30 protein-coding genes are annotated in these 24,787 nt (G+C 44.1%); 24 read left to right on the forward strand and 6 right to left on the reverse strand.

Annotation, left to right across the window (positions count from 1 at the left end; translation table 11 throughout):
• From B8880_RS07980 to B8880_RS08035, 11 genes are all read left to right on the forward strand, one after another.
• The coding region (locus B8880_RS07980; protein ID WP_143933410.1) for an ISAs1 family transposase at positions 1–265 on the forward strand (265 nt) is incomplete at its 5' end.
• Positions 266–1,149: 884 nt separating this feature from the next.
• Positions 1,150–1,572, forward strand: a complete 423-nt coding sequence (locus B8880_RS07985) for an STY4534 family ICE replication protein (RefSeq protein WP_084257095.1) — start codon at positions 1,150–1,152, stop codon at positions 1,570–1,572.
• Between the two features lie 123 nt (positions 1,573–1,695).
• A complete protein-coding gene (radC, locus tag B8880_RS07990; RefSeq protein ID WP_084257096.1) occupies positions 1,696–2,160 on the forward strand; it encodes a RadC family protein in 465 nt (154 codons plus the stop codon).
• A 348-nt stretch (positions 2,161–2,508) separates the two neighbouring features.
• Positions 2,509–2,946, forward strand: a complete 438-nt coding sequence (locus B8880_RS07995) for an antirestriction protein (RefSeq protein ID WP_159460738.1) — start codon at positions 2,509–2,511, stop codon at positions 2,944–2,946.
• A gap of 640 nt (positions 2,947–3,586) precedes the next feature.
• A complete protein-coding gene (gene pilL2, locus B8880_RS08005; RefSeq protein WP_084257099.1) occupies positions 3,587–4,243 on the forward strand; it encodes a PFGI-1 class ICE element type IV pilus protein PilL2 in 657 nt (218 codons plus the stop codon).
• A 1-nt stretch (position 4,244) separates the two neighbouring features.
• Positions 4,245–4,955, forward strand: coding sequence for a TIGR03759 family integrating conjugative element protein (locus B8880_RS08010; RefSeq protein WP_084257100.1), 711 nt, complete (start codon positions 4,245–4,247; stop codon positions 4,953–4,955).
• Positions 4,934–5,644 carry a lysozyme family protein gene (locus tag B8880_RS08015; RefSeq protein WP_115306391.1) on the forward strand — a complete coding sequence of 237 codons (711 nt, stop codon included), beginning with the start codon at positions 4,934–4,936 and terminating at the stop codon, positions 5,642–5,644. Before B8880_RS08010 ends, B8880_RS08015 begins: the two co-directional genes overlap by 22 nt.
• Positions 5,641–6,159, forward strand: coding sequence for an integrating conjugative element protein (locus B8880_RS08020; protein ID WP_342353312.1), 519 nt, complete (start codon positions 5,641–5,643; stop codon positions 6,157–6,159). The genes B8880_RS08015 and B8880_RS08020 overlap by 4 nt, the downstream gene beginning before the upstream one ends.
• Positions 6,156–8,420 (forward strand): type IV conjugative transfer system coupling protein TraD, encoded by a 2,265-nt coding sequence (gene traD, locus B8880_RS08025; RefSeq protein WP_084257101.1) that lies wholly within the window; start codon positions 6,156–6,158, stop codon positions 8,418–8,420. The genes B8880_RS08020 and traD overlap by 4 nt, the downstream gene beginning before the upstream one ends.
• 3 nt (positions 8,421–8,423) lie before the next feature.
• Positions 8,424–8,780 (forward strand): hypothetical protein, encoded by a 357-nt coding sequence (locus tag B8880_RS08030; RefSeq protein ID WP_084257102.1) that lies wholly within the window; start codon positions 8,424–8,426, stop codon positions 8,778–8,780.
• Positions 8,780–9,484 carry a TIGR03747 family integrating conjugative element membrane protein gene (locus B8880_RS08035; protein WP_084257103.1) on the forward strand — a complete coding sequence of 235 codons (705 nt, stop codon included), beginning with the start codon at positions 8,780–8,782 and terminating at the stop codon, positions 9,482–9,484. Before B8880_RS08030 ends, B8880_RS08035 begins: the two co-directional genes overlap by 1 nt.
• Before the next feature lie 41 nt (positions 9,485–9,525).
• Here B8880_RS08035 and B8880_RS08040 read toward each other — a convergent pair whose 3' ends face one another.
• Both B8880_RS08040 and B8880_RS08045 read right to left on the reverse strand, forming a co-directional pair.
• Positions 9,526–10,530 carry a nucleotidyl transferase AbiEii/AbiGii toxin family protein gene (locus B8880_RS08040; RefSeq protein WP_244165617.1) on the reverse strand — a complete coding sequence of 335 codons (1,005 nt, stop codon included), beginning with the start codon at positions 10,528–10,530 and terminating at the stop codon, positions 9,526–9,528.
• A 2-nt stretch (positions 10,531–10,532) separates the two neighbouring features.
• A complete protein-coding gene (locus tag B8880_RS08045; protein WP_084257104.1) occupies positions 10,533–11,135 on the reverse strand; it encodes a DUF6088 family protein in 603 nt (200 codons plus the stop codon).
• A 204-nt stretch (positions 11,136–11,339) separates the two neighbouring features.
• Between B8880_RS08045 and B8880_RS08050 the strand changes: the two genes are divergently transcribed.
• From B8880_RS08050 to B8880_RS08105, 12 genes are all read left to right on the forward strand, one after another.
• Positions 11,340–11,642 carry an integrative conjugative element protein, RAQPRD family gene (locus tag B8880_RS08050; protein WP_244165619.1) on the forward strand — a complete coding sequence of 101 codons (303 nt, stop codon included), beginning with the start codon at positions 11,340–11,342 and terminating at the stop codon, positions 11,640–11,642.
• Positions 11,642–11,890: a DUF3262 family protein gene (locus B8880_RS08055; RefSeq protein WP_084257106.1), complete on the forward strand. Its 249-nt coding sequence runs from the start codon at positions 11,642–11,644 to the stop codon at positions 11,888–11,890. Before B8880_RS08050 ends, B8880_RS08055 begins: the two co-directional genes overlap by 1 nt.
• Positions 11,891–11,907: 17 nt before the next feature.
• Positions 11,908–12,294, forward strand: a complete 387-nt coding sequence (locus B8880_RS08060) for a DUF2976 domain-containing protein (RefSeq protein ID WP_084257107.1) — start codon at positions 11,908–11,910, stop codon at positions 12,292–12,294.
• A gap of 27 nt (positions 12,295–12,321) precedes the next feature.
• Entirely contained in the window at positions 12,322–12,699 is a 378-nt protein-coding gene (locus B8880_RS08065) for a TIGR03750 family conjugal transfer protein (RefSeq protein ID WP_084257108.1), read from the forward strand.
• A gap of 8 nt (positions 12,700–12,707) precedes the next feature.
• Positions 12,708–13,352: a PFL_4703 family integrating conjugative element protein gene (locus B8880_RS08070; RefSeq protein WP_084257109.1), complete on the forward strand. Its 645-nt coding sequence runs from the start codon at positions 12,708–12,710 to the stop codon at positions 13,350–13,352.
• Positions 13,353–13,387: 35 nt separating this feature from the next.
• Entirely contained in the window at positions 13,388–14,305 is a 918-nt protein-coding gene (locus tag B8880_RS08075; RefSeq protein ID WP_244165620.1) for a TIGR03749 family integrating conjugative element protein, read from the forward strand.
• Positions 14,292–15,731, forward strand: a complete 1,440-nt coding sequence (locus tag B8880_RS08080; protein ID WP_084257111.1) for a TIGR03752 family integrating conjugative element protein — start codon at positions 14,292–14,294, stop codon at positions 15,729–15,731. Before B8880_RS08075 ends, B8880_RS08080 begins: the two co-directional genes overlap by 14 nt.
• A 13-nt stretch (positions 15,732–15,744) precedes the next feature.
• Positions 15,745–16,143 carry a TIGR03751 family conjugal transfer lipoprotein gene (locus B8880_RS08085; protein ID WP_446230101.1) on the forward strand — a complete coding sequence of 133 codons (399 nt, stop codon included), beginning with the start codon at positions 15,745–15,747 and terminating at the stop codon, positions 16,141–16,143.
• A gap of 102 nt (positions 16,144–16,245) precedes the next feature.
• Entirely contained in the window at positions 16,246–19,011 is a 2,766-nt protein-coding gene (locus B8880_RS08090; RefSeq protein WP_115306460.1) for a conjugative transfer ATPase, read from the forward strand.
• Entirely contained in the window at positions 18,995–19,459 is a 465-nt protein-coding gene (locus tag B8880_RS08095; RefSeq protein ID WP_143933413.1) for a hypothetical protein, read from the forward strand. Before B8880_RS08090 ends, B8880_RS08095 begins: the two co-directional genes overlap by 17 nt.
• A complete protein-coding gene (locus tag B8880_RS08100) occupies positions 19,452–19,772 on the forward strand; it encodes a hypothetical protein (RefSeq protein ID WP_084257114.1) in 321 nt (106 codons plus the stop codon). Before B8880_RS08095 ends, B8880_RS08100 begins: the two co-directional genes overlap by 8 nt.
• A gap of 15 nt (positions 19,773–19,787) precedes the next feature.
• A complete protein-coding gene (locus B8880_RS08105; protein WP_084257115.1) occupies positions 19,788–21,314 on the forward strand; it encodes a conjugal transfer protein TraG N-terminal domain-containing protein in 1,527 nt (508 codons plus the stop codon).
• Between the two features lie 48 nt (positions 21,315–21,362).
• On the opposite strand, the gene B8880_RS08110 is transcribed toward B8880_RS08105, so the two are convergent.
• A complete protein-coding gene (locus B8880_RS08110; RefSeq protein WP_084257116.1) occupies positions 21,363–21,731 on the reverse strand; it encodes a hypothetical protein in 369 nt (122 codons plus the stop codon).
• Between the two features lie 189 nt (positions 21,732–21,920).
• Here B8880_RS08110 and B8880_RS08115 point away from each other — a divergent pair, with 189 nt between their 5' ends.
• The gene (locus tag B8880_RS08115; protein ID WP_084257117.1) at positions 21,921–23,345 is read left to right on the forward strand and encodes a hypothetical protein; all 1,425 of its coding nucleotides are present in this window, start codon (positions 21,921–21,923) and stop codon (positions 23,343–23,345) included.
• 158 nt (positions 23,346–23,503) lie between these two features.
• Here B8880_RS08115 and B8880_RS08120 read toward each other — a convergent pair whose 3' ends face one another.
• The 3 genes from B8880_RS08120 to B8880_RS08130 all read right to left on the reverse strand — a co-directional run bounded on the left by B8880_RS08120 (position 23,504) and on the right by B8880_RS08130 (position 24,766).
• Positions 23,504–23,977, reverse strand: coding sequence for a GNAT family N-acetyltransferase (locus B8880_RS08120; RefSeq protein WP_084257118.1), 474 nt, complete (start codon positions 23,975–23,977; stop codon positions 23,504–23,506).
• Positions 23,978–23,980: 3 nt separating this feature from the next.
• A complete protein-coding gene (locus B8880_RS08125) occupies positions 23,981–24,247 on the reverse strand; it encodes a type II toxin-antitoxin system TacA family antitoxin (protein ID WP_084257119.1) in 267 nt (88 codons plus the stop codon).
• 171 nt (positions 24,248–24,418) lie between these two features.
• Entirely contained in the window at positions 24,419–24,766 is a 348-nt protein-coding gene (locus B8880_RS08130) for a hypothetical protein (protein WP_084257120.1), read from the reverse strand.
• Positions 24,767–24,787 lie beyond the last annotated feature (21 nt).

Below are 24,787 nucleotides of genomic sequence, written 5' to 3' on the forward strand. Positions count from 1 at the left end.
GGCAAGTGCGGAGCAATTATCGCACAGTATTCGCGGTCATTGGGAAGTGGAGAATAAGGCGCACTGGGTGCTGGATATGGTCTATCGGGAAGATGATTGTGTGATAAGCAAGGATGACGGCGCGGAGAATATGGCGATATTGCGCCGTTTTGCGTTGAATTTATCGCGGCTTCACCCGGCTAAAATGAGTATGCGGATGAAGCTGAAAGCAGCGGGTTGGTCAGATGAATTCAGGTCAGAGCTGATGTTTGGTGTTGTTGGTTGATTATTAGACAAAGTGCGCGGTTGCCCTGTCATCATCGATAGAATCTTTTGATAAAACGTAGTAATATGAAACTCTAAAGAGCCGTTTGTGAATTGTCGGTTATCAATTCACAACACTAGCCAAAATGTCTCCGAGCATTCTGAAACGGAACACTGCATTTATGCAGGGATGCCACCTAAACTCAATTGGATAGCCCTCTTACTCTATCCACGCCTATTCGATTCGCTGGTGATTGTAAGGTCATAATGGTTCTGCATCAGTGCTGTTATGACCTTGCAATCACTTGCTACTTATTCGCTACCGGAGCTCGCCGGTGAAACAACGAGTGCCCTTTGTGTCCCAAAGATGCCAGTTAATACCGATTAATGACCACAACGTAATCGGGTAAATCGTAAGTAAAATGACATAAGCGCATTGTGACGAAGATGACGCCTTTCATTTTGCAGGCGGCTTATATGGTCCAACTGATGAGTAATATTTAATCTAAAATATAGTCAAAAAACCGGCCATTATTGGGAAACTTATAATGGCCTTTTGTTTACCCAAAAATCTCTAAAATGACTTTTTAATTTTTCCTTTCAGATTATTTCAAAATCCATTATCGTCAAATCAAGCTCATATTTAAGCCGTTGTCATTGACAACACTTAATAAGCTGCACAACTCTTGAAAAGCAGCGGCTATCCGATGAGATAGTTGAGTTTAGCCCTATGTCTCCGAGCATTCTGAAACGGAACACTGCATTAACGCAGGAATGTCACCTAAACTCTTTCCATTTCAAGTTATCTTGAAATCTAATTTTTCAATTCACCCAGCGGGGAATATTTATCCCGTGTTGGGTTAGATGTTTCTCCGCTTTTTTATTTTTACTTTAGGAGAATACATCATGACTACTCAAACTAAATATTTTGACCTGCATACTCACGGTATTGGTTATTTAAGCAACATCCGCGAAGTAACACCTAAAAAAGGGAAACCTTTCTTATCGTGTGACATTACTGCGATTTCCGGCAGCTCGGATGCCATTCAATACACCAAATTTGGCTGTAATGTGGTGGGTGCCGAAGCTGAAAAACTGGTTCGTAAGTGCCAAGATGCCGTCGCACGTGAAGATAAAGTGTTAATCAGCTTTGTCCTTGGTGATTTATGGTATGACACCTATCCGATCAGTAAAGGCGAACGTGCCGGACAAACCGGCGTGATGCTGAAGTCACGACTGTTGCGTATCAAAATGGTGAAGGTAGGCGATAATATCGTTTATCGTGAAGAACCTCGTCGCACAACCGAACAGCCTGAGGCGCAGCAATAAAAGTAAGTTAAACAATAGGCTATTTCTTCAGAAATAGCCTATTAAATTCTAGTATCTAACTTAACCCCAGTGGGAATATGTTCCCGTAGGGAGGATATTCCCTCATTTTTGAAGGAATATTCTATGTCTAATTTATTAACAACATCAGAGCAATCTGTTATTAATTCAGCACTAAACATCCTTAATCGCACGATGGAAGCGCATCCGGTTTATCAAGTGCTTAGTGATCCGGATGTAGCCAAAAATTATTTGAAGTTGTTACTTGGGCTAGAGGAAAGGGAGCAATTCGCCGTCCTCTTTTTGAAGAACGATCATACATTGATTAAATCGGAAATTTTGTTTTCAGGTTCAATCAATAGCGCACATGTATATCCGCGTGAGATTATCAAAAAAGCCTTGGCATTAAATGCCGCAGCTATCATGTTGGCTCATAACCATCCTTCAGGTAATACCGTCATTAGCGATGCTGATAAGGTAATGACAGAGAAGATTAAAGCAGCGTGTGAGTTAATCGACATTCGCGTACTGGACCATATTATTATCGCTGGCCAAGAAGCCGTTTCATTCGTGGAACAGCAGCTGTTATAGGCCTTACTTTAAGAGGAAATTTATATGAAACAAGGTATTTACATCAACGGCAAAAAAGTAGCCGAGATCAATGGAAACACGGTTATTCAGCAGGTTTTCAGTAGCCGCCCATTTGCGTGACCGGTGATATTTCCGGTGATGCGGAATCGGTCTCCGGCAGTATCCATTGCAATACGCTGCATGGCGATGCCGATACGGTTTCAGGTAATATCGTCACCCGTTAATTTACTGTTATTTTTACACTTCCGAAGGGAAATTCATTTCCCTTCGGAGATGAATTTCTCTTACCCCTGTGGGAATATTCCTACAGGGGATATTCCCTCGGTTTCACTTAGAAGGAATATCACAATGAAAACACAAACCGTGGCTCTCGCCATAAAGTCAAACGATATGTTGGCAGATTTAGAACGCATTGGGTTGGATTATCTCCATCGATTCAGCTTCGAAAATACGTTATTTTCAAGCATGGCTCGCCTCTGCGCAGATTATGACGGCGGTGATTGGTCGCTATATCTTCTGCCGAACAGCGGGCTTTATTTTCAGTTGGAAACACCAGCTGATACATTACATCTAATGAGTCCAAGTGGGATGGAATGTCATCTAAGCCCACAAGCGGCTTCCATGGTGGCAAATTTATATACTTTCAGCCAACTGTCGTTTTATTCTGCGGAATATGCAGAGTTATTTGGGCGATTTTATCACCTACTACGCAATTATATTTGGGGAGTCGGTGGTGAATTCCCGTCACATCCGGAATCCGGATTAATTTATGATTTGATCGATTAAGATATCATTGTGAATCGAAATATCAAGCAGCTGCCACTAGGTAGCTGCTTTTTATGTTTTTTGTTTGCCGGTAAAAAACAATAAATGCTTATTTCCAGCGTTCATCATTGCTACAGTGACCCAGAACAAAATCAAAAAGGAGAACTCAAAATGCTAGTATCTAATAATCGATTGAATGCACTGTATCCTTCTCTCAATATTTCCTCCGTGACGGAGGATTCAGATCCCAGCGAATGGATAAGTGCTGAAACGCCGCCTTGCGAACAGGGGCATTATTTATGCTACATCCCATATTATGAGCTCCCCTACGTCATAATTGAATACGATACAGATCTGGGGGATTTTGTCGATTGCGGTAATGAAATTACTTACTGGCGAAGATTGCCCGAACCGCCAAAGGCGTAGTGTAAATGTGCAAACCGCTTTATCGCTACTTTCGCTATGCTTGATTCCAAAGCGAATTAATTGCTTCTTGAGTTTCGATAATCAGCAACAAGATATTGCTCTATCTAATGTGCCATTACCTCAAACCTAAAATTTTTTATCAATTTCTCGAAAACAATTAATTATTCAAATTTTAAGACTAATTCTCCATAGTGAAGCTAAATCCACAGACTACCGCCACTTATGGAGAATAACAATGAACAAATCCTTAATTGCCGCCTCACTTTGCTTGATATTGGGTGCCTGTGTTCAACAACCTCAATCCCAATCTGACACAACAACCTATCCTCTGCCCGAACAACCGCTTCTCACAACCGGCAGCCAAGTAAATACCAGCGGTATCACCATGACTGAAATCATTGAACCACCAAAGCCACAAGAGCGTATTATTCTGCCGGATATTTACCAACAAGCCGCTAAACTGCCGGCGGAAATCATTCGCCACGGTCGCTATACCTTGGTCAGTATGTCACCGGAAGAAGGTCAAAAATACTTGCTCGATCAGTTAGTCACCGTCAAAGTGCCGCAAAAAAATAAAAATCGTTATACCGCTACTGTCGAGCAAGGTTTAAAAACAACACTGAATCACACCGGTTTTGCCCTCTGCTCCGGATTTGGGCAAGCGGATACCGCAACCCTTTTTTCTCGCCCCTTACCGAAAGTGCATTATCAATTCGGACCAATGAAACTAAGTGATGCCCTGCAAATGCTGGCGGGTCCTGCCTACGATGTGACGTTAAACGACATCACCCGAACAATCTGCTTCCAGTCCCGCCCTGTACCGGAACGTGCCATTGCACCCATTGTATTGACGACCACAACAGTGACGACTGAAGTCATTGAGGACGAATAAAATGACACCAGGATTAAAGACTGCGGCGCTTTTATTATCGTTGCTCAGTTTTTGCAGTTATGCCAATACTACCTCAACTGCTCAGCAGTATTCACGCAATACGCCGCTAACGCAGGAACAGCTCTCCATTGCCGGCAGTTGGGGATTGAACGCAAACGAGTGGACACGTTATCTTGAACTCAAACAAGGCGAACGCGGTATCTGGTCGCCTAACTTAGATCCGCTGACCACACTCGGTATTGAAGCGACCACCGATGCTGAACGCCAACGTTATGCTCGCCTGCTCGCACAAAAAGAATATCAACGTGTGGAAAAAGAACTCGCCTTTCAGTTAGCTTATGATAAAGCCTTTCAAGAACTCTACCCGAATGAAATGCCGTTTACCGTTGAGCCACACGCTTCCCAAGCGAGCGGGCGGATTTTTTATTTTACCCGTTTAGAAAATTGTGAAAAATGTGAAACCGATTTAAGCCGAATTCTCAGCTATGCTGACGGACGGGCTGCGATTGACATTTATGTGGTCGGTGAACAAAAAAATGATGAGGCAATCCGAAAATGGGCGGTGAAACACAAAATCGATCCAGCTAAAGTGAATAAACGCATCATCACCCTCAACCATGATACCGGTTATTGGCTGCAATATGCGGAGGGAAAAATACCGGCAGCATTCCAAGTAACAGGAGACGGGGAATGGCAAAAACTCGTTTATTAATGCTCTACTGTGGCTGTTTTGCTCTATTTTCACTACAAGCACACGCTGCAATCCCCCAGGCTTATCAAGAGATTGCAGCACAACAAAACGTGCCAGCGAAAATGTTATTTGCCATTTCACTCAATGAAAGCGGCACAAAATTGGCTTCTAAAAAAGTGCTACCGTGGCCGTGGACCTTGAATGTAGCCGGTAAAAGCTACTTTTATCCGACGCGCGAAGCGGCTTGCTCAGCCCTGCAAGACTTTGTAAAACGTTTCCCATTGAAAAATATCGATGTCGGTCTTGCCCAAGTGAATATCGGCTGGAACGGAAAACGTTTTTTTTCTAACCATTGCGACGGCTTTGAACCGTTCGAGAATCTTCGTGTTGCGTCGATCATTTTAAAAACCTGTTACAACACACATAAAGACTGGGTTAATGCCGCCGGCTGTTACCATCACCCTAAAGGCGGAGCACCCGCCAAACGCTATAAAGCCGGTATTCGTGCAAAACTTGCCAGAATCGAGAAAATGTCACCACAGCCCTCCCCTTCTTTTCCGAAAACAAAACCGCTTGAAGCACGCCCTACTCTCGTTTTCTCGGCGCAAACCGCATTAGAAGAACCAACTGCAAATTTCAATTGGGTTACACCAACAGAAAAAGCACTACTCTGGGTTGAACCCGCAGATATTAACGGAGACAGGCTATGAAATCTATGAAATCCATAAAATTCAGTATTGTCTTGATCATTATGGGTGTGAATTTATTTGCCCATGCGGAACTACAGGTGATTGCCGATGTCGGCGGCGAAAGTGCGGTTCGCTTCTATGAAGCCATTCAGCCTGAACACGATGAAACCGCACCGATAATGCCGCATGCCATTCCACCTATGCTCTCTGAAGCAGATATGTTACCGGTTGTTTCACATCAGCTCAGTCCAGGCGTGCTCAAAGAACGAACAATGGATTTAGCCGGTTTGCAACCTATTTTTTTAGTCGGCAACGATAATATGTCGGTTGCTTGGCTGCAGTCTAAAAAGCAATATCTCGCCTCTCTTCATGCAATCGGCTTGGTTGTGAATGTTGATAGTCTTTCAGCCTTGATTGCCCTGCGCGAAATTGCACCGGAGCTGACACTCATCCCGACTCCAGGCGATGATTTGGCTGAACGCATGAATTTACAACATTACCCAGTATTGATTACTGAACAAGGGCTAACTCAATGAGTGATAAACATTTACTCGAAGCCCTGTTGCGTCCGCCGGTTGAGTTCTACCCTGCCGGCGTTCACGCATCGTGTGCGTTGATAAGTGCGGTTGCCCCCTGGTCATTGGCATTACATCCGAGTATCGGTTTGGGCATCGCGGCTATTTTTGCTGGTTTGAGTCTGATGCGATTTCGTCAGGGAATGCGCATCATTCGTTACCATCGCAATCTTAAGCGACTTCCGTATTATGCGATGACCTCTCGACAAATCCCGGTCAGCAATAAACACTTGTTTCTCGGACGTGGCTTTGAGTGGTTGCCTAAACACACCCAACGTCTGAACGACTGCTTTTCAAAAAGCGGTGAGCGGTTTATGCGACAATCCCATTTTTTTCGTTGGGCGAGGGAATACGAAAAAACCCATGATAATCTGCTGACGCGCCTCACGGCAAAAGATTCAACATGGAATCCGGTGCGTCCGTTACCGCCGGTTGAAGGGATTGCCGCCATCCACGGAATCGAACTGGATGAAGTCAATGTCACACAAGCCTTAAGTACGCGCGTTGGACATACTGTGGTTTATGGTACAACCCGGGTCGGCAAAACCCGATTAGCCGAGGTGTTAGTCACCCAAGACATTCACCGAGGTCATCATCCCGAAGCGCGTGAAGTTGTCGTTTTTTTTGATCCGAAGGGTGACGCTGACATGCTCAAACGCATGTACGCCGAAGCTAAACGAGCCGGACGTGAGGGTGAGTTTTATATGTTTCATCTCGGCTATCCGGAAATCTCAGCCCGCTACAACGGCATTGGGCGATTCGGACGAGTATCCGAAGTTGCTGGGCGGATTTCCGGTCAACTATCCGGTGCCGGCAACAGCGCGGCATTTAAAGAATTTGCTTGGCGGTTTGTCAATATCGTTGCCCGCGCCTTAGTAGAATTGGGGCGCAGACCGGATTACTTGCAAATTTCCCGCTATGTGCAAAACATCGATTCCCTATTTATTGATTACGCCAAAACCTATTTTGATAAGCAAGATAAAACCCTTTGGCCAAGTTTGACCGAAATTGCGGCTAAAGTCGATCCGAAAAACTTGGCATTCAGCATGAAAGACCGTCCGCTAATTGCGGTACTGAATCAATACATCGTTGAGAATAAAGTATTTGATGCGATTCTTGAGGGGCTTGCCAGTGCGGTGCGTTATGATAAAACCTATTTTGATAAAATTGTGGCATCACTTCTGCCGTTACTGGAAAAATTGACCACCGGTAAAATTGCAGAACTGCTGTCACCGGATTATTCCGATATGCAAGATGAACGCCCGATTTTTGATTGGGAAGAGGTGATCCGTAAACGCGGTATCGTCTATATCGGGTTAGATGCACTGTCTGATGCAACCGTTGCGGCTGCGGTCGGTAATTCGATGTTTGCTGATCTCGTCTCGATGGCAGGTCATATCTATAAATTCGGGGCTGATGAGGGATTGCCGGAAGCCTATCGCGATAAACCGCGACAAATCAAAATCAATCTGCACTGCGACGAATTTAACGAATTGATGGGGGATGAGTTTATTCCGCTGATCAACAAAGGCGGAGGCGCCGGTGTTCAAGTGACAGCCTACACTCAAACCCTGTCGGATATTGAAGCGCGAATCGGCAGCCGCGCAAAAGCCGGACAGGTCATCGGTAATTTCAATACCTTGATTATGTTGCGAGTGAAAGAGCCGGCAACCGCCGAGCTACTAACCAAGCAATTGCACGATGTCACCATCTTACAAAGCATTGTGATGTCCGGGACAACCGACTCCAGTAATCCCGATGATGATAAACATTTTACCTCCAACACCGGCGATCGTATCACCCAAAAACAAGTCCCCATGTTGGTACCGGCAAATATTACCAACCTACCCAAAGGACAAGCTTTTGCTCTGCTCGAGGGCAGCAAACTTTGGAAAATCCGCATGCCGCTGCCGGCAATTGATAAGGACGACATGATGCCGGAATCGATGCAGGAGCTCGCCGGCTATATGCGCAAAAATTATCACGTGGTCGCCAATTGGTGGGAGTCCGCCTTTACAGACTATGCCCCCTCAAAAGACATCGCCAATTTGTTTGAATCCATGGTTGCCGATAGTACCCAGACCATCGCTGTCAGAAAACAAATTGAAACAGAAAACAGTTCTGACACCGATTTTAGCCTCGAAAATGATACTATAGACAATGATGCCATGGATGATATGGATTCCACCGATGACGATGATATAGATGATGCAGAGGATTAAACGATGATAGATAAAACGACGGAAATGGAACTCACCAACTTGCCGGATATGCAAATTGATTTCGACGGTCCGTTTTTAGCATCCTGCCCGTTACCTAATGGGCAATTGCTGCTAGATATTTGTCATGACTACTTCCGAGATTGGTTTGAACACCAATATTCGGTGCATGCTTTCGCCAATACCGTGGCAAAAGACGGCGTTAGCCTTTGGACGGCAAATCAGGCGAATACACTGTTGCCAGAAGAAGAATTGAGTAAAGGTGCATTTTCTTTTTATCTCAGTTTCGATCAAATGCATGAAGCCTTTGACAGTATTGTGATGGTTCAATGTCATGTCACTCAACGAAACAGGTTGCAATAATGGCAACAGAACAACCTGCACCGCCAGTACGAACAGCAAAATCCAAGAAACGCTTACTTAATCGTTTATCGGCGTTATTATCGGCATTATTTATTGCCTGGATTTTAAGTATTGTTTTCGAGTGGTTAGGGATTGCTTTTATTTGGTCAGAACAGGGACATTTACACAGTCAAAACATGATGCTGCAAGAAATGCAGTGGTTCTCCGAGGATTTTACCCGTGGCCTATTTTATTATTCTCCGGTAGAGTTAGCTACGTCCGTGATTGCAACGACACATCACTGGCTATTTGTCAAAACCGGTATTCAAGGGTGGTTAGCACATCCCGAAAATCATGGACAATGGGAACAGTGGTTTTATCACTATACCAGAGCTTACGTTGAATCCGTCATTTACATCACGATCACCTTTATTATCCGTTTATTGATTATTACGCTTACCAGCCCTCTCTTTTTGTTGGTTGCCTTAGCCGGCTTTACCGAGGGCTTAATGTTGCGGGATTTACGCAAATTCGGTGCCGGTCGGGAATCCGGTTTTTTGTATCACAACGCCAGGCGCTATATTTTTCCGGTCATGATTACAGCTTGGATACTCTATCTCTCCATCCCGATTTCGGTTCACCCTAATGCTATCCTCGTGCCGGCTGCCGCTTTATTTGGCCTATCCATTTGTGTTACAGCTGCCAGCTTTAAAAAATACCTTTAACAATCTGATAGTAACTGAGTTCACCGCATATTATGCCGACATTATTTTGCCAATGCGTTTATTTTCATTGCAATCTGATCAATTTTTTGCATCATGTAATCAAAATTAATTTCATCACTATCATAAATCATACCTGCGCGACACATATTGGTATAATCATCAGCAAGTGCAGATAAACCATTTTCATCTGGCTTAAGCCGGAATCCACCTCTCAAGCAATCATCATAATGTGCATAGCTCGCATTGAAAAATAGGGATTTATGTGTCACCACATCTTCTAATAAAATACGATTATTCATCGCTTGTTTACCTATTTCCTGGTTATATAATTTCACCAAATCATACCAATGCCTAGATAAACGTTCAGCATTTTCTCTTAATCCACGATGACACTCGACATGAATAAGCGTTGCTTTTTCCCAAAATGTACGTTGAGGAGATAGCACGACGATATCCGATGAAGGTAAATCAAATTCAGGATTTTGTTGTCCTATATAAGTCTCAATACGATGAATGTCATTGGGATCAATCACATTTCTGCCGCCGAGTTCGATAAGCACTTCCTCTTTCATATAGGTATTCGATGATTTCAATACTGAAGGATAGCTGAGCCAAATTTTTTCACCGGAATCATCCGTTCTGATATCACAAATCTGAGGCAATTCTTTTAACTTTTTGGCCAACTCAGGAACAATCACATCATCACGATATTCTTTTACTTTTTCCTTTAATTTATTACTAAATACTCTGATTTGGCTCTTACTCATATCAGGATTAAACGTATTTGACTCATCAAAATCCCTATAATCTAATGTAATGTCGATATCTTCTGAAAAACGATCAATTACACCAAACACCTTAGATAACGATGTTCCGCCCTTAAATGCCATCTTATGCCGATTTGGAATACTAAAAATAGTTTTAAGTACCCAACATAACCAAATATCTTTCTCAAGGATAGTATCTCGCATTGCGAGTTTATCACTATAAAATTGTAAGATTTCAGCTTGTTCAAATACGTCCAATGTAAAGTAAGATTCTTTCACGACTATTCCACCCCAATTGTTTCTGTTTGGTGAATAACTTCATGCATCCAACCAGTTAAATTCGCATTTTTTAACGTTGTAAACTCTTCATCTTTTAAATAGGCGCGTATTTTTGCGATTACCGCTGGAGTCACTAAATCTTTACCCAAATACCACAATGCCGAGATGGCTAACCCAACTTTGGTTCCAGCATGCTGGAGTTTTCTCTGATTAGATGTATGCAGCATTTGCACTTCTTTGTTTCCGACACGAATTTTACGGGTTGCTCCGTTTGTATGAAAAACCGTTTGTACCGGCATCTGCGTACTTAATTTAAATTGTCTTGCTGCTTCAGCGCCATGAACCTGTACCGTTTCACCATTTTGTTGGGATATTGCCTCCACCACTGTCTGAACATCCAGTGGCACGTTGCCAATAAAACGGTTCTTTTTAGGCCGGAAAAAGAATCCTCTTGCCGCCCTCTCAATCTCTCCACGTCGTACCATGCGCGATAGCGCCTGATCAACAACCGCTCGATTACCTAATTCAACAAATTCTCTTGATGAAAATAAAACACCAGGCTCTAACGTTGTAATTCTTTCTCTAATTTCTTTTGCAACTGGCATAAAAACAATAATCCGATATAAAAAGTAATATATTTTCTGACATTTTAGCAATTTAAAAAAATGTGTCAACTCCGTTTCTATAACAGAAACTGTTTCAATTTCAAAAAGAGTTTTCCATTAATTTTTAATGCTGAATTTGGCAATCTTGACCACAGCAAGATTAAAAATTAAGGAGATTTTATGATGATATCCCGATTTCGTTTCATGCCACTGATTGCCGCCTTTGCACTGACTTTTTCAATGCCAACGACAGCAAGTGAGCAAGAACAACTTGCCCAAGCGATTAAACAGCTGGATGCTGCCCAAGCCTCTCTAGTGCGTGCACTACAACAATCCAAAACCTCCGCAAAAAGCCGCGAATACTTTGATTACAGCGCTGCACAACGCGATATCAGTACCGTAAAAAACGGTATTCAGCAATATATTTCGCCATCCCGTGCAATTCCGCGTAACCCACAAGCACTGCGAACACTACGCGAAGATTATACCAAGCTCAGGGGGCAATAATGGCGGGTGAAAATGCGACTAACTCACCGATTCAGGCATTCAGTCTCGTCAGTGGTATCGACCCGACTAATTTGCGGCTCATCTTATCCGCTTTTTTAATTGCCGGTCTTTTGCTTGCCTATGCTTGGGCAATTAATTCCGGTTTTAAGGGGTTTGCCCTTGGTAATAAAACGCCGCTCGAATTTTTATTTTTCATCCTCAAAGGCGCCGCCGTTGTGCTGTGCGTTTTAATTTTTTTCATCTACTAATCCATAAGGTTCCTACCATGAAAACATGTCAATCTCTTACTCAAAGCCTATCCCAACGTTATCTCGCTTTTATGCTGTTAATGTGGAGCAGTATCCAGTCTGCATTTGCCGCCCCCGATGCCAGTAAGATTCCCGATTTTAAAATTCCGGGAGTTGATAGCGAAACTAAAGACGTGACCGAAATTCTTTGGTTAATTGGTAAAGCCATCGTCACATTAGCCGCCGTGTTATTAGCTGCCGGTGCGATCTTCGTCGTGGTAAAAGCGCTGATCAGTATCTATAACGAAGCCACTTCTGAAAATGGAAGAAAAGGATGGGGACACTTCATTGTTGCACTTATCGTCGGCTTTGTCGTGATTTTCTTCTGCTTGTACTTAGTCAGACTGGCTGTCGGTATGTTCTAACCCCAAATACCACAACGGGAGCGCATAATGTCCGACTCAGAAAAAAATATCAGTTTTATTCCAACCCGCTTAAATCGGGAAGCAACCGTTTTCGGTGGAATGACCGTCTCCGAATTCGGTCTCTCGGCGGTTATCGGGTTTCTGTTCGGGCTGATGTGCGGACTGCTGTTGTGGATAGTCACCGGCTATTGGCTGCTCATTCCCGCACTGGCGATGATTCTCTGTATTCTGTTCGTTTTAATTGGTAAGGGTATTGTCGCCGCCATGAAGCGAGGCAAACCGGAAGCCTACTTAAACCGTTTGATTCAAGTCAAAATCGACAGTTTATTAGCCACCAATAAATTTATCCGCCGAGAAGGTTATTGGGCTATTCGTCGCCAAAACCAAAAAGGAAAATCCCTATGAGTCTCCCTATGAGTCGCTTAAAAGGTGAAGTTAATGAAAAAAATAAGCATATCGTGACCGCGCGTGTGGCGATTGGGACGTTGTGCCTCATCTGCCTCTGCTTGATCTACGTTATTTTTACCTCTCCTAACCGGTTGACAGTGTATATTCCGCCGGAAATGCGTGCTGGCAGTCAACGCCCTTGGTGGGAAATTCCTCAATCCACGGTATACGCCTTTGCCTATCAAACTTTTCAGCAGTTAAATCGCTGGATGGTCAACGGCGAAACTGATTATGACAAAAATATCACTGCACTGAAACCGTTTCTGACTCCAGGCTGCCAACGCTATTTAGAACAGGATTATCTTGATCGCCGCCGACACGGCGAACTGCGTGACCGCGTGCGCGGTGTGTATGAAATCATTGGTCGTGGCTACAGTGTCGATAAAGTGATTGTCCACAGTCAGGACAGCTGGACGGTGAATCTCGATCTCAGTGTCGATGAGTATTTTCAAGATGAGCCGGTAAAACGGGTACTTACCCGCTTCCCGATCAACATTGTGCGTATGGACATTGATATGCAGAAAAATCCGTGGGGGTTGGGTTTTAACTGTTATACCTCAATTCCACTACGTTTAGAGGGTGTTGATAGCCAATCCGGAGGAACCCAATAATGAAAATCACATTTCCTTTGACCGCACTTTGCTTCATGCTTGGCTTGGTAAGCCAAAACACCTCAGCAGATATTTTAATGAAGTGGGAGCGCAAACCACTGCCGATTGATTTGCAAGTCGAAAAAGAGCGGATTGTCTTTGTTGATAAAAATGTCAAAGTTGGTTACCCAGCGGAATTAGACGGCAAATTGCGTATTCAATCGACCGGCGGTGCGGTCTATTTTAAAGCCTTGTCGGATTTTCCGACGACGCGCTTACAGCTACGCGATGTGGCCAGTGGTGAGCTGATTTTATTGGATGTTGCCGCCAAAACGACGCTGACCAATCCGCAAGAGCCGATTCGTTTTATCTATGACAGCAACATTGAAAAACAATCGGCTTCACTCAATCAAGATGATGCGCCATTGGCACAACTGGGGCTTGGAGATGACGAAGCCGCACCTCGTCCACAACTACCGATACCGGCAGCTCTCACCCGTTATGCCGCACAATCGCTGTATGCGCCTTTGCGCACCGTCGAACCGTTAGATGGTGTGCGCCAAGTTGCACACCGTTTACCATCGCAAATTACTACGTTACTGCCTCAGTATTCAATCCGTGCCGTACCATTGATGAGCTGGCAGCTCGGTGATTATGTGGTGACTGCTATTCGCTTACAAAATCGTGGGCAATCGCGCATTACGCTTGATCCGCGCGAGCTTCAGGGACGGTTTTATGCGGCAACATTCCAACACCCTTATTTAAGTGGCTACGGCGGCGCTGAAGATACCACAACCCTCTATTTGGTTACAGAAGGTTATGCCGATAAAGCCGTCATTCCAGAAGCGCGCCAATATAAAGCCAAGCCAAAAGTCAAAAAAGTCACTGTCACCAAAACCACGGTAATCAATGCTGCGACGCCATCAGCCGGTACTGCGCCGACGACAACAGGAGGCGCAAATGAAAACCAATAAAATGCTGATTATTATTACTGCCAGTGTCTTTTTGGTGGTCGGTATGATGTTGTTTGTCCTCTTTAGTGGCAATTCAAGCTCAACAGAGAGCAATAAAACACAAGATGTTTTAGATTTATCACTAAACGACCTCACACCGGAAGAGCTCCGTTCAATGGGCATTGAGGGCGATACGGCACAAGATACGGTGCGCACGTTAATTGGTACAGTAAAATCTAACCAAAAACGCGTTGAGCAAGTCATTTCACAAAATGAAAAATTAAGCCGCGAAAACCAACAGTTGCGTAACCAAGACAGCAATGTGGAATATCGTGTCAGTGAAGCCGTGCGGATTGAAACGCAAGATTTACTCACTCAAGTCGATCAACTAAAAAAACAAGTGATCGATTTAAGCCAAACGGCTTCTACCCCACTTCCTAGTATTTCCGGTACGCAAACCGGCGGTAGTGATATGCCCGTCGGCTTAGGATTAGACGGTGAACATTTACCCGGAACAACGCCAAGCCAAGGCATGCGCTGGGTTGAGCCGGACGACCAAATCGGTCTGGATTCAAATGGGAAACGCATATTAGATAGTGCGTTACCGACTAAAGTCGGGTTTCCATCTGATTTCAAATCAGGGCAATCGACTTCTCAGCGTAATACACAAGACAGCAAGGATGACAATCTTGTCAACGATGTCAATCGTGTCATCGGTAAAATCACCAAGCCGTTTTATACCGTACCGGAAAATTCAACCCTACTTGGATCAGTCGCTATGACCGCACTTATCGGACGAGTACCAATTGACAACAACGTAACTGATCCTTATCCATTTAAAATTTTGATTGGTCGAGAAAATCTGATCGCCAACGGTATTGAGTTGCCGGATATTGAAGGCGCCATTGCTTCCGGTACCGCAACCGGTGATTGGACACTTTCTTGTGTACGCGGTGAAATCAAAAGCCTGACCTTCGTCTTTAGTGACGGACGTATTGTGACGTCATCACAAACGAGTAATAGTGGCAGCAACAGTGGGAATAAAATCGGCTGGCTCTCCGATGACCACGGGTTACCGTGCATTCCCGGTGATCGCAAAACCAATGCCCCAGAATACCTTGGTACGAATTTCTTATTAGCAGGCGCTAGTGCCGCCGCACAAGGTTTCTCACAAGCACAAACAACAACGGTGGTTGATGGTTCTTCTGTCGTCGGCGCAGTGACTGGTGACCAAGGCAAATTTATCTTAGGTCAAGCACTAGGCAGTGGATTAAAAGAAACCTCAGATTGGTTCCGTGCCCGTTACGGGCAGATGTTCGATGCGGTTTATGTGCCGCCGGGACATCCGGTTGCCATCCACATCGAACGAGCCATTGAAATTGACTACAACGCACTTGGTCGCAAAGTAAAATACAACCAACCCCATACTACTCGCGAATTAGATTAGAAAAGGAGTTACCATGACAATGAAAACATTACTGCTCTGCCTCAGTATCACACTGCTAAGTGCCTGTTCGACTTCTAAAGATTTGCTACCGACGGATAACAGCACCATGCGCGATGTCTGGAATCAAGGTGGCGGGACAAATGAACTTCTGCAATACCGCGGACAAAATAACCGCTTACAAGATCCGGTCAATTATGTCTCGGCAAAAGAACAAGCCACTTATACCCGCACGGCGGAAAATGAGGTCAATAATCTGTTTCCTCGCTTACCCAACCCGGATTTGGTGATGTATGTCTATCCGCATCTCTCTAAATCCGGAGAACCGATGCCAGTGCCCGGTTATTCAACCGTGATCCCTTTTTATAGTCGAACCCAATATGCGCAGCCTGGTGAACGTTTGGGAGGACTATAAATGTTCTCATTCTTAAAAGAATCGTTATCCCCTTTTGTAGCAAAAGGAAACGAGAAAGCAAAAATTGAGCCGACTGTTTCAGGAAATGCAGCGTCGGTATCAATGTCATTGGCGGCGGAGAGTGATAAAGCTATATCAGCTCAATCCGCTGCCTCGCCGACCATTCCTACGCTCAAACGCAGCGGAAAACTCACGCAGCAGCAACACGATAAACGCCTCTATTCAAAAGAGCCCTCTTTTGTCGATTATCTGCCCTGGGGCGAGTATTTAGACGAGCACGGTGTCATGCTGTTAGATGATGCCCGAAGTGTCGGTGCGGTGTTTGAAATCAAGCCAGTCGGCACCGAGGGGCGCAGTGACGAGTATCTGAACCGTATTCGCACCTTAGTCAAAGATGCGATTCAAGACAGCTTCGACGAGTTGGACATCAATCCCTACGTCGTGCAATTTTATTGCCAAGATGATGAAGATTTACAGCCTTATATTGATAATTTGCGCCGGTATATCACCCCCGATGCACAAGGCTCGGCTTTTAGTGAAGAGTGGCTCTCAATCATGGAAAAACATTTCCGTGACATCAGCAAGCCAGGTGGTTTGTTTGTAGATGATCGGGTTACCAATACCCCTTGGTCCGGTCGTGTACGCAAAACGCGGATGGTGATCTACCGTTATGTTGAAAAAAATGCCGAAGAGAATGCGATTGAACAACTCAACAATGCTTGTGATCGGATATTCAGCGCATTAACAACCGCCGGATTACAGCTCACCCGCCAAGACGGTGACGCGATTCACCAGTGGCTATTACGTTGGTTTAACCCTAATCCCAGCATTAACTTCGAAGGGCTGACCAATAATCAATGTTATGAATTTTTAAAATACCCGCAATCCATTAGCAGCGACGTACCACTTGCTTGGCAAGATTTTAGCGAAACCCTGTTTTATAACCAACCGGAAAGCAAAAAACAGTACTGGTATTTTGATCAGCAACCTCATGAAGTCGTGGTGGTGGATAATATCCGCAAAGCGCCTTCCATTGGACATATGACCGGTGAAGTAACGCGTGGGCGTAATATCAATGCGCTATTTGATTTATTGCCGGAATCGACCATTATGGTCACCACCATTGTGATCCACCCACAAGATAAGCTAGAAGCCCATTTAGAAAAATTAAGTAGCCGTGCAGTCGGCGATAATTTTGAATCCAAGTACGTCAAACAAGACTGTGATACGGTAACCGAATATTTAAAAGATAAACACAAATTGTATCCGGCATCACTGGCGTTTTATCTGCGTGGAGAGACAGATAAACAGTTGCGCGATCGGGCACGTGAATTGCGCACCATGCTGTTAAGTAATAATTTAGTTCCGGTCAAGGAAGGCTCTGAAGTTGCCCCCTTAAACAGCTATTTACGCTGGTTGCCGATGTGTTTCAATCCACAAGCCGATGCACGCAGTCGCTACTACACCAAATACTTTTTCGTCCAGCACCTTGCGAATATGCTCCCGGTTTTCGGGCGTGAAACAGGCACTGGACACCCTGGCATTACCTACTTTAACCGTGGCGGCTCACCGCTCGACTTTGATCCGCTCAACCAGAAAGACCGCACTAAAAATGCCCATAAATTGCTGTTAGGACCGACCGGCTCTGGAAAATCGGCAACGTTAAATGCGCAGATGGCACAATTGATGGCGGTACACCGCCCTCGCCTGTTTATTGTCGAAGCCGGTAACTCTTTTGGGCTGTTTGCCGATTATGCCGAGCGATATGGTTTAACCGTCAATCGTATTACCCTCGACCCTAATAGTGGTGTCGTGCTACCGCTCTTTTCCGAAGCCTATAAGCTCCTTGAGATGGATGTGAATCCGGAGGATGTGCCTGAAACAGATGATGATGACGATGATGACGGCGAAGAACAACGCGATCTACTCGCTGAAATGGAGCTTACCGCGCGTTTGATGATCACCGGTGGTGAAGCGAAAGAAGACGATAAAATGAGCCGCGCTGACCGCGCCTTAATCCGCAAAGCCATTTTAATCGCCGCCAAAAAAAGTCATGCGGAAGGGCGACAAACCTTAACCGGTGATATAAAAAATGCACTGGATTGGCTCAGTAAAAGTGATGAACTGCGTGAAGAACGTCGCCCGCGAGCCGCTGAAATGGCGGAGTCTATGGAGCTGTTTTGTAGCGGCATTAACGGACAGTTTTTTAACCGTGAAGGTGAAATCTGGCCGGAAGCCGATATTACTCTCGTCGATTTGGCGATGTTTGCGCGCGAAGGTTACGAAGCCGAACTGGCCATTGCCTATATCTCGCTGATTAATCACATCAACAGCCTTGGTGAAAAGTACCAACACAGTTTCCGCCCAATCGTCAATGTCACCGACGAATCTCATATTATTACCGTCAATCCGCTGTTGGCTAAATTTTTGGTAAAAGGCTCAAAAATGTGGCGTAAATTGGGGATTTGGTTGTGGCTGGCAACCCAAAATATGACTGACTTCCCGAACGAATCCAGTAAGTTACTCAGTATGCTGGAATGGTGGGAACTGCTTAACCTTAGTAATGATGAAGTAGAGGAAGTCGAACGCTTCAGACGACTTTCCGAGGCACAAAAAATTATGGTGTTATCCGCGAAAAAAGCCGACCGCAAATACACCGAAGGCGTGGTATTAACAACGAACATGGAAGCACTGTTCCGCGTTGTTCCACCGAGTCTCTTCCTTGCGCTTGGTATGACAGAGAAACACGAAAAAGCCGAACGCAAACAATTAATGAGCGAACACCGATGCAGTGAGTTAGATGCTGCCCTGATGGTTGCCAACCGTATTGATCATGCCCGGGGGATTTCGCATGCCTCATACGTCTAATACACCCAAAGCCAGTGCAATCGAGGTCATAGAGCACTATCGTTTATTTGAAGCAGGCCCCCGCATTCAATCGCTGGCTATCGCTTCTGATGAAGTGAGAGCAACGTTAGTGCGACTTTGCGCCATTATCCGCCAGCATATCGGTCAAGGAAAAATACTACAAGTATTTCCGCATCGTATTCTAAACCAGCGCGCCTGGCGTATTACATTGATTGGCGAGCAAGCCACATTGTATCTGTTATTTGATATCACCGGGCGATTCCGCTTACCGATTTATCCGCAAGAAGCGTGGCCGGCTCGCTGGGTTATTGATCTTGTCGATCACATCGATGCTTACTGGTTGATTGAATATCTGACCCAGGCACTTGATCTGACTTTCGAACCCATTTACTTATCCACAAAAGGTGGGGATAAGACTGTGAATAAGGCGGAGCAACACAATGAATAATGCCCCTTCACCGCAACCGCGTCATTTTTGGTCTAGACTGTTTAAAATTTTGCTCGGGTTACTCGTTATTCTGATCATCGGAATTATCATCAGCTACTTGGCAGTGACACTGATGCCCGGTACAAAACTACAACATTGGTTTAAACAGACTTGGTTTTATTGGTTTTTAGGGCGATTGTGCCTCTATTGTGTGATCGCAACGCTCATTAATGCTATTCACCGTTATACGCCCTTGCCACGCCTTTTCTTGTCGCTTATTGCGATTACGATCCTGTTATTGGAAGCCCTCAACCTGCTCTACTTATTGGGATAACCTTGGGAGGTCATAATGAAATTTACCGTCGATAGCTACCTTGAATACTTTCTGACCTTGCTGGGCTGGGTGATCAACAACGGCATTTTTGGTGTACTGATCCAAACCGGTATTTTCCTAATCCCGCTATTGTTCATTTTAGTGCGCACGTTTTTAGAGGTGAAAAAACAAGGCGATGACGAAGGCAACAAGGGCGAGTTGCTGATGCGCTGGCTAGGGATAGCTTATCTGCCTGCCATGCTGGCAATTATTTTGATGATGGCACCGGTGATTCCGATTAGTTTAGAGAAAATCAGCTTGAACACTCAACAATCGACGGTCTGTGGTTATAGTGTTCCCAAACAACCCAAGGATACCGGTTACGGCTCAATGGCAAGTGAACTCGGTGGGCAAACTGCACGCGTACCGATATGGTGGGGATTATTTCATCGGCTGAACAAAGGCATTACTCATGCGTTTATCTCGGTTATTCCATGTAAGCCGGATTTACGCCAAGTGCGGTTTGAAGTCCAACATGAAAAAATCAACAATCCGATACTCTTAACCGAAATAAAACACTTTGTTGAGCAGTGCTACGTTCCGGCCCAAGCCCGTCTTAAAGAGAGTCAGCTAAGTTTAACACCGGCGCAGGTGCAAGATACCGATTGGTTAGGCGGACATATTTTGATAACCAACAGTGAACTCTATCCCCGTTATCGTGCGAAGCAACCACACCGCTTGTGGGCATATGATGCCCAGCGTGATGCTGGATTGCCTAATAATGGCGAAGGTGGGTTTCCAAATTGTGCACAGTGGTGGAACGATGCCGACGTGGGACTGAAAAATCGGTTACTTGCCGATGTGATGCAGAACTTCTCTGCGCAGGTTATCGGTTTTTTCAAATCGAAAGAATACACCGACGAAGCGGTATTACGCGCTATTTTGCGACCGGAGAATGTCAATGTTTCAGAGGGAAAAGTCTATCCCGGCTATAGCGGCAATGTCGATACAACTGCCATGAACGTGATCAACAGTGTCGCCTCTGCCGCTGGCATGGCGGTTGGCAGCGTTGCCGCGTTTCCAGGTTTTGATGCGGTCAGACAGGCGTTACCGATGGTTCAAGCATTCATTCTGATGACGGTAATTATTTTAACGCCGGTGGTAATCGTGCTGAGTGCCTATTCTTTAAAAACCATCGTCACCTTAACCATTGTGAATTTTGCGTTGATTATGCTCAGTTTTTGGTGGGAGCTGGCGCGTTGGTTAGACTCTTGGCTATTAGATGCACTCTACAACTCTAGTACCCACAACAGCCTGAATGTGCATTTCTTGTCCAACACCCGTGACGATATCGTTGTTAATTTTGTGATGGGCAGTTTGTTCTTAGTCTTACCGGCATTATGGGTCGGGGCATTGTCTTGGGCTGGGATGAGTATTGGGAATATTGCAAACGCTTTAGCAAGCGGTAGTTCAACGTCTCAACAAGCCGGGCAACAAGGCGGAGCTATTGCGACAAAAGTATTTAATAAGCTCAAAGAATATTTTCAAGGAAAAGGCAAATAAAATATGTAGTTAATTGAATAGATGGGGCTAAAATCCCATCTGTTTTCATTATACTAAGTTTTTATGCTCTGGCACTAAAAAACCTTCTAAATAATACCCTGGCCCCTCTGGACCTGCTGCATGAAAACCATCTTCAATAACGCCGTAGAATTCAGGTTCAGAGACTGTTGTAATCTCTACACTCGGCATTTCCCAATCCAAATCTCCCCAGTCCGGATTATGTTTTTTCTGCCAAAGGTGAACACCCAGTACCGCAGCGATAATGACAATCACATTTAATAACCATACCAAGTAACCGAATGCGACTAAAGCGGCAATAACATAAAGAATTTTTAACCCGGTCGGATGTGACCAGCGTTGAAAACGACGGAATAAGATACCAAGCTTGTAGACTAAGCCTGGATTGTGAGAAGCCATATGATACCTCCGTAACGAAGTAAGCTGATTGCTTTTTATACGAACACTATAACATTTTTTAGTCAATAATGGAGAGAAATTTTTATTATCACTAACGGGGAACTGCGCTATACTACCAACGAAATATGGGTAAAAATAAAGTAGCATCTAAAATTATTGCCGTCCACTGACTAATTTGAGGTTTGCCACATGACTCCATTATCTAAATCCAAAATTGCACTTATCCTCAGTACATCTTTGCTAATAGCCGCTTGCAACGAAGAAAAAACCCTTACCTTAGAAAAACCCCCTGTCATTTTTAACTTAGCTCCATCTCAGGTAGCAAGAGATATCTACTACTGGGATACAAAAACAATCGAACAGCTTAAAAGCCTTTCTGCATCTTATCAGCAGCTCAGTCAAATAAATATTAATTATGAAACTATCGCGAATGACGATCTGCCTTTATTCCCTAGTTTTTCTGGCTTTGACTCAACATCACTTGCTGAATTAAAGAATAAATATCAACAAGTACTATCTGAGGCTAAATTACTCAAGGAAAAAGCAGATGAAATCGTTGAAGTCGATGAGCTTATACTCAAAACAGAACAAGATACCGCTAAACAACAACATTCTGCACAGAGTAAAATGCTGGCGCAATATCGTGAGAAATTGACACCATTACGACAACAAAAAGAAAATATCGAATCATTACAAGAGGCCAGTAAAACCAAGGTCGATGAACTACGAACAGATTCTATTGCAATCGTGAATAAACTCATTATTGACGAAGAAATTCCGGTAAATATTCTCGGTTCAGATGAAATGAGCTATTTTAGTTATATCAAGAAACCTTGTGATACCGAAGGCCTTAAGGCCGATGGCTCCTACAATCAAATTATGTTGACCTATCAAGGGGTGTGCTTTACGACACACTTTAAATTAAGCCCGCAATATGCTGCCCATTTTGCTCAAAATACTGCATTGTCAGACAAGCTATCCTTAAATTTCATAGAAATAGTGAAACAACAAATTGCACAAGGGCGCGTTGACGTTGAGCCATTTAAAAATAGCGGATACCAATATGAGCTCAAGACATTAAAGCATCAGATTCATAATGAAGAAATTATTGCCCGTAATAAAAATAACGGAGAGAGTGAAAATCAGCTTTCTAGACAGGTTGATCAGGCAGAAAAACACTACCTCAGCCTTGTAACGAAGCTTGAGCAATACAATAGTAATCGTGCTCACTATTTAAATAATAAATTCAAAATTAAATTTCATAATTTGTCTTCATTAGAGGAGCTACGTAGTGAAATGTCCGTATTTTATCTAAATTTTATTGATAAAATTACGCAATCTAAAGACAAGCCGACTCAAGAGCCATACCAAAAAATTGTTATTAAGCTCCAAAAAAATAAGCCCTATGTTTTGATCAAAGACACAACCCCAAGCTACACACAATACTTTTTTATCAATACTGCCAATCTCACGAAAAATAAGCAATATACAGATAAAGACACTATCTCAATCGACGATTTACACCGTGATGGTTTGCTAACGGTTAACCAGGTGAAATTTAATGCTGAAGGCATACCCATTGAGGTCATTTATACCTTATCCCAGCTAGAATAAAGTCATCTAGTCTGCGAGCAATTTAGATTGGGGGGCGATGACTACCTTTAATAGGGGGTGAGCTTTTCCCAATTTAAGAGTACCTTTGAAGTGATTGAATGCCATTGTTTTCTAATTTTTCGTAGAACTCCGCCATTACCGCAATCACCAACAAATCATTATAACTTCAACATCAATATCATACCATCGAGCGGTGAAGCACGAAAACCTTGTTCCAGATAAAATCGTTTCGCTTTTTCGTTTAAAGCGTGCACTAACAGTGCCCTCACGCCGACTTGTTCACTCACGCGTAAAACCCGTAAAATCACATCCTGTAGCAACGCCGCCCCGAAACCTCGTCCTTGTAAGGTACTATCGACGGCCAAACGCCCCAATACAATTGCCGGAATCGGATCCGGCATATTACGCCGAATATTACCCGTTGCAACCTGATGGCTAATAGAACCCGAAGCAATCGCATAGTAAGCAACCACATGATTATTCTCATCACAGATCACAAACGTGCGGCTCGCTTTGCTCAACTGATTTTTAAAGGCCGTTTTTTTCAACCAAGTATCCAAATCAAGCTCCCCGCACTGAAATAATTGCGTGTTGTGTTCTGCGGTTAAAAGCTGTGGCGGGCTATATTTCATGATTTATTTCGTTTCCCAAGGCACCGGTCTTTTCATCAACCTATCTAATTTTGGATTCGGTTCGCTGGGCGCATCTAAAATTGCCATGAATTCATTAAAACGCGCTTCGTCTAACTGAAATAGCGTCTGATCTAAAATCACATCTTTTGCACGCGAGCAAACCACATCCAACATAAAGTCAGAGCGTGTCTTCCCGAGCAATGCCGCCGCATGATCAATTAAATCGCGCTGCTCCGGGATAACCCGTAAATTAATTGCTGCTGTTCTCATTGTTACACCCCAAAAAAATACACATTTGATATACAATATATTAGTTCAAATCGATATAACCGGTCAAGGTAATTCGGGTAATCTGATAAAGTCCTTTTATACTTGTGTGAGTACAAATCGCGTAGCTCAAAAAATCAGGGAGCTTTTCAGCTCCCCGTCTATTTTAACCTCTCACTTAATCGGATGATATGCCCCATCCCAATCGACGTCATCACGCATGGCATCTGTCTGCAATTTACCGTCCTTTTTACTGACTAAGTAACTAAATATACGTCGTTCAATATCTGGGTCTCCGCCACATTGTTTGTTGTGCACTTCATAGAAGTCGAATTGATACTGTTGCGCATCTTCAGCAACCGCATATTTAATGCAGTTGGGTTTCAAACCAGTCAGTTTGTTTTTATAAATTGAGGCTTCGACCGACTTATAGGCTTGGGCTTCTGAGATGATAGATTTCGCTTGTATCGACAGGCTGATACCGGCAATAAACATTCCGGTCAAAATAAGGCTTTTTTTCATGATAAACTCCTGATTATTGTT

This window comes from Pasteurella testudinis DSM 23072, from assembly GCF_900176075.1.
GTDB classification, from domain to species: domain Bacteria; phylum Pseudomonadota; class Gammaproteobacteria; order Enterobacterales; family Pasteurellaceae; genus Chelonobacter; species Chelonobacter testudinis.

Coding starts and splice junctions, on each gene's coding strand:
- B8880_RS07985 (WP_084257095.1), top strand. CDS start 1,150: ATGACTACTCAAACTAAATATTTTGACCTGCATACTCACGGTATTGGT.
- radC (WP_084257096.1), top strand. CDS start 1,696: ATGTCTAATTTATTAACAACATCAGAGCAATCTGTTATTAATTCAGCA.
- B8880_RS07995 (WP_159460738.1), top strand. CDS start 2,509: ATGAAAACACAAACCGTGGCTCTCGCCATAAAGTCAAACGATATGTTG.
- pilL2 (WP_084257099.1), top strand. CDS start 3,587: ATGAACAAATCCTTAATTGCCGCCTCACTTTGCTTGATATTGGGTGCC.
- B8880_RS08010 (WP_084257100.1), top strand. CDS start 4,245: ATGACACCAGGATTAAAGACTGCGGCGCTTTTATTATCGTTGCTCAGT.
- B8880_RS08015 (WP_115306391.1), top strand. CDS start 4,934: ATGGCAAAAACTCGTTTATTAATGCTCTACTGTGGCTGTTTTGCTCTA.
- B8880_RS08020 (WP_342353312.1), top strand. CDS start 5,641: ATGAAATCTATGAAATCCATAAAATTCAGTATTGTCTTGATCATTATG.
- traD (WP_084257101.1), top strand. CDS start 6,156: ATGAGTGATAAACATTTACTCGAAGCCCTGTTGCGTCCGCCGGTTGAG.
- B8880_RS08030 (WP_084257102.1), top strand. CDS start 8,424: ATGATAGATAAAACGACGGAAATGGAACTCACCAACTTGCCGGATATG.
- B8880_RS08035 (WP_084257103.1), top strand. CDS start 8,780: ATGGCAACAGAACAACCTGCACCGCCAGTACGAACAGCAAAATCCAAG.
- B8880_RS08045 (WP_084257104.1), bottom strand. CDS start 11,135: ATGCCAGTTGCAAAAGAAATTAGAGAAAGAATTACAACGTTAGAGCCT.
- B8880_RS08050 (WP_244165619.1), top strand. CDS start 11,340: ATGCCACTGATTGCCGCCTTTGCACTGACTTTTTCAATGCCAACGACA.
- B8880_RS08055 (WP_084257106.1), top strand. CDS start 11,642: ATGGCGGGTGAAAATGCGACTAACTCACCGATTCAGGCATTCAGTCTC.
- B8880_RS08060 (WP_084257107.1), top strand. CDS start 11,908: ATGAAAACATGTCAATCTCTTACTCAAAGCCTATCCCAACGTTATCTC.
- B8880_RS08065 (WP_084257108.1), top strand. CDS start 12,322: ATGTCCGACTCAGAAAAAAATATCAGTTTTATTCCAACCCGCTTAAAT.
- B8880_RS08070 (WP_084257109.1), top strand. CDS start 12,708: ATGAGTCGCTTAAAAGGTGAAGTTAATGAAAAAAATAAGCATATCGTG.
- B8880_RS08075 (WP_244165620.1), top strand. CDS start 13,388: ATGCTTGGCTTGGTAAGCCAAAACACCTCAGCAGATATTTTAATGAAG.
- B8880_RS08080 (WP_084257111.1), top strand. CDS start 14,292: ATGAAAACCAATAAAATGCTGATTATTATTACTGCCAGTGTCTTTTTG.
- B8880_RS08085 (WP_446230101.1), top strand. CDS start 15,745: ATGACAATGAAAACATTACTGCTCTGCCTCAGTATCACACTGCTAAGT.
- B8880_RS08090 (WP_115306460.1), top strand. CDS start 16,246: ATGTCATTGGCGGCGGAGAGTGATAAAGCTATATCAGCTCAATCCGCT.
- B8880_RS08095 (WP_143933413.1), top strand. CDS start 18,995: ATGCCTCATACGTCTAATACACCCAAAGCCAGTGCAATCGAGGTCATA.
- B8880_RS08100 (WP_084257114.1), top strand. CDS start 19,452: ATGAATAATGCCCCTTCACCGCAACCGCGTCATTTTTGGTCTAGACTG.
- B8880_RS08105 (WP_084257115.1), top strand. CDS start 19,788: ATGAAATTTACCGTCGATAGCTACCTTGAATACTTTCTGACCTTGCTG.
- B8880_RS08110 (WP_084257116.1), bottom strand. CDS start 21,731: ATGGCTTCTCACAATCCAGGCTTAGTCTACAAGCTTGGTATCTTATTC.
- B8880_RS08115 (WP_084257117.1), top strand. CDS start 21,921: ATGACTCCATTATCTAAATCCAAAATTGCACTTATCCTCAGTACATCT.
- B8880_RS08120 (WP_084257118.1), bottom strand. CDS start 23,977: ATGAAATATAGCCCGCCACAGCTTTTAACCGCAGAACACAACACGCAA.
- B8880_RS08125 (WP_084257119.1), bottom strand. CDS start 24,247: ATGAGAACAGCAGCAATTAATTTACGGGTTATCCCGGAGCAGCGCGAT.
- B8880_RS08130 (WP_084257120.1), bottom strand. CDS start 24,766: ATGAAAAAAAGCCTTATTTTGACCGGAATGTTTATTGCCGGTATCAGC.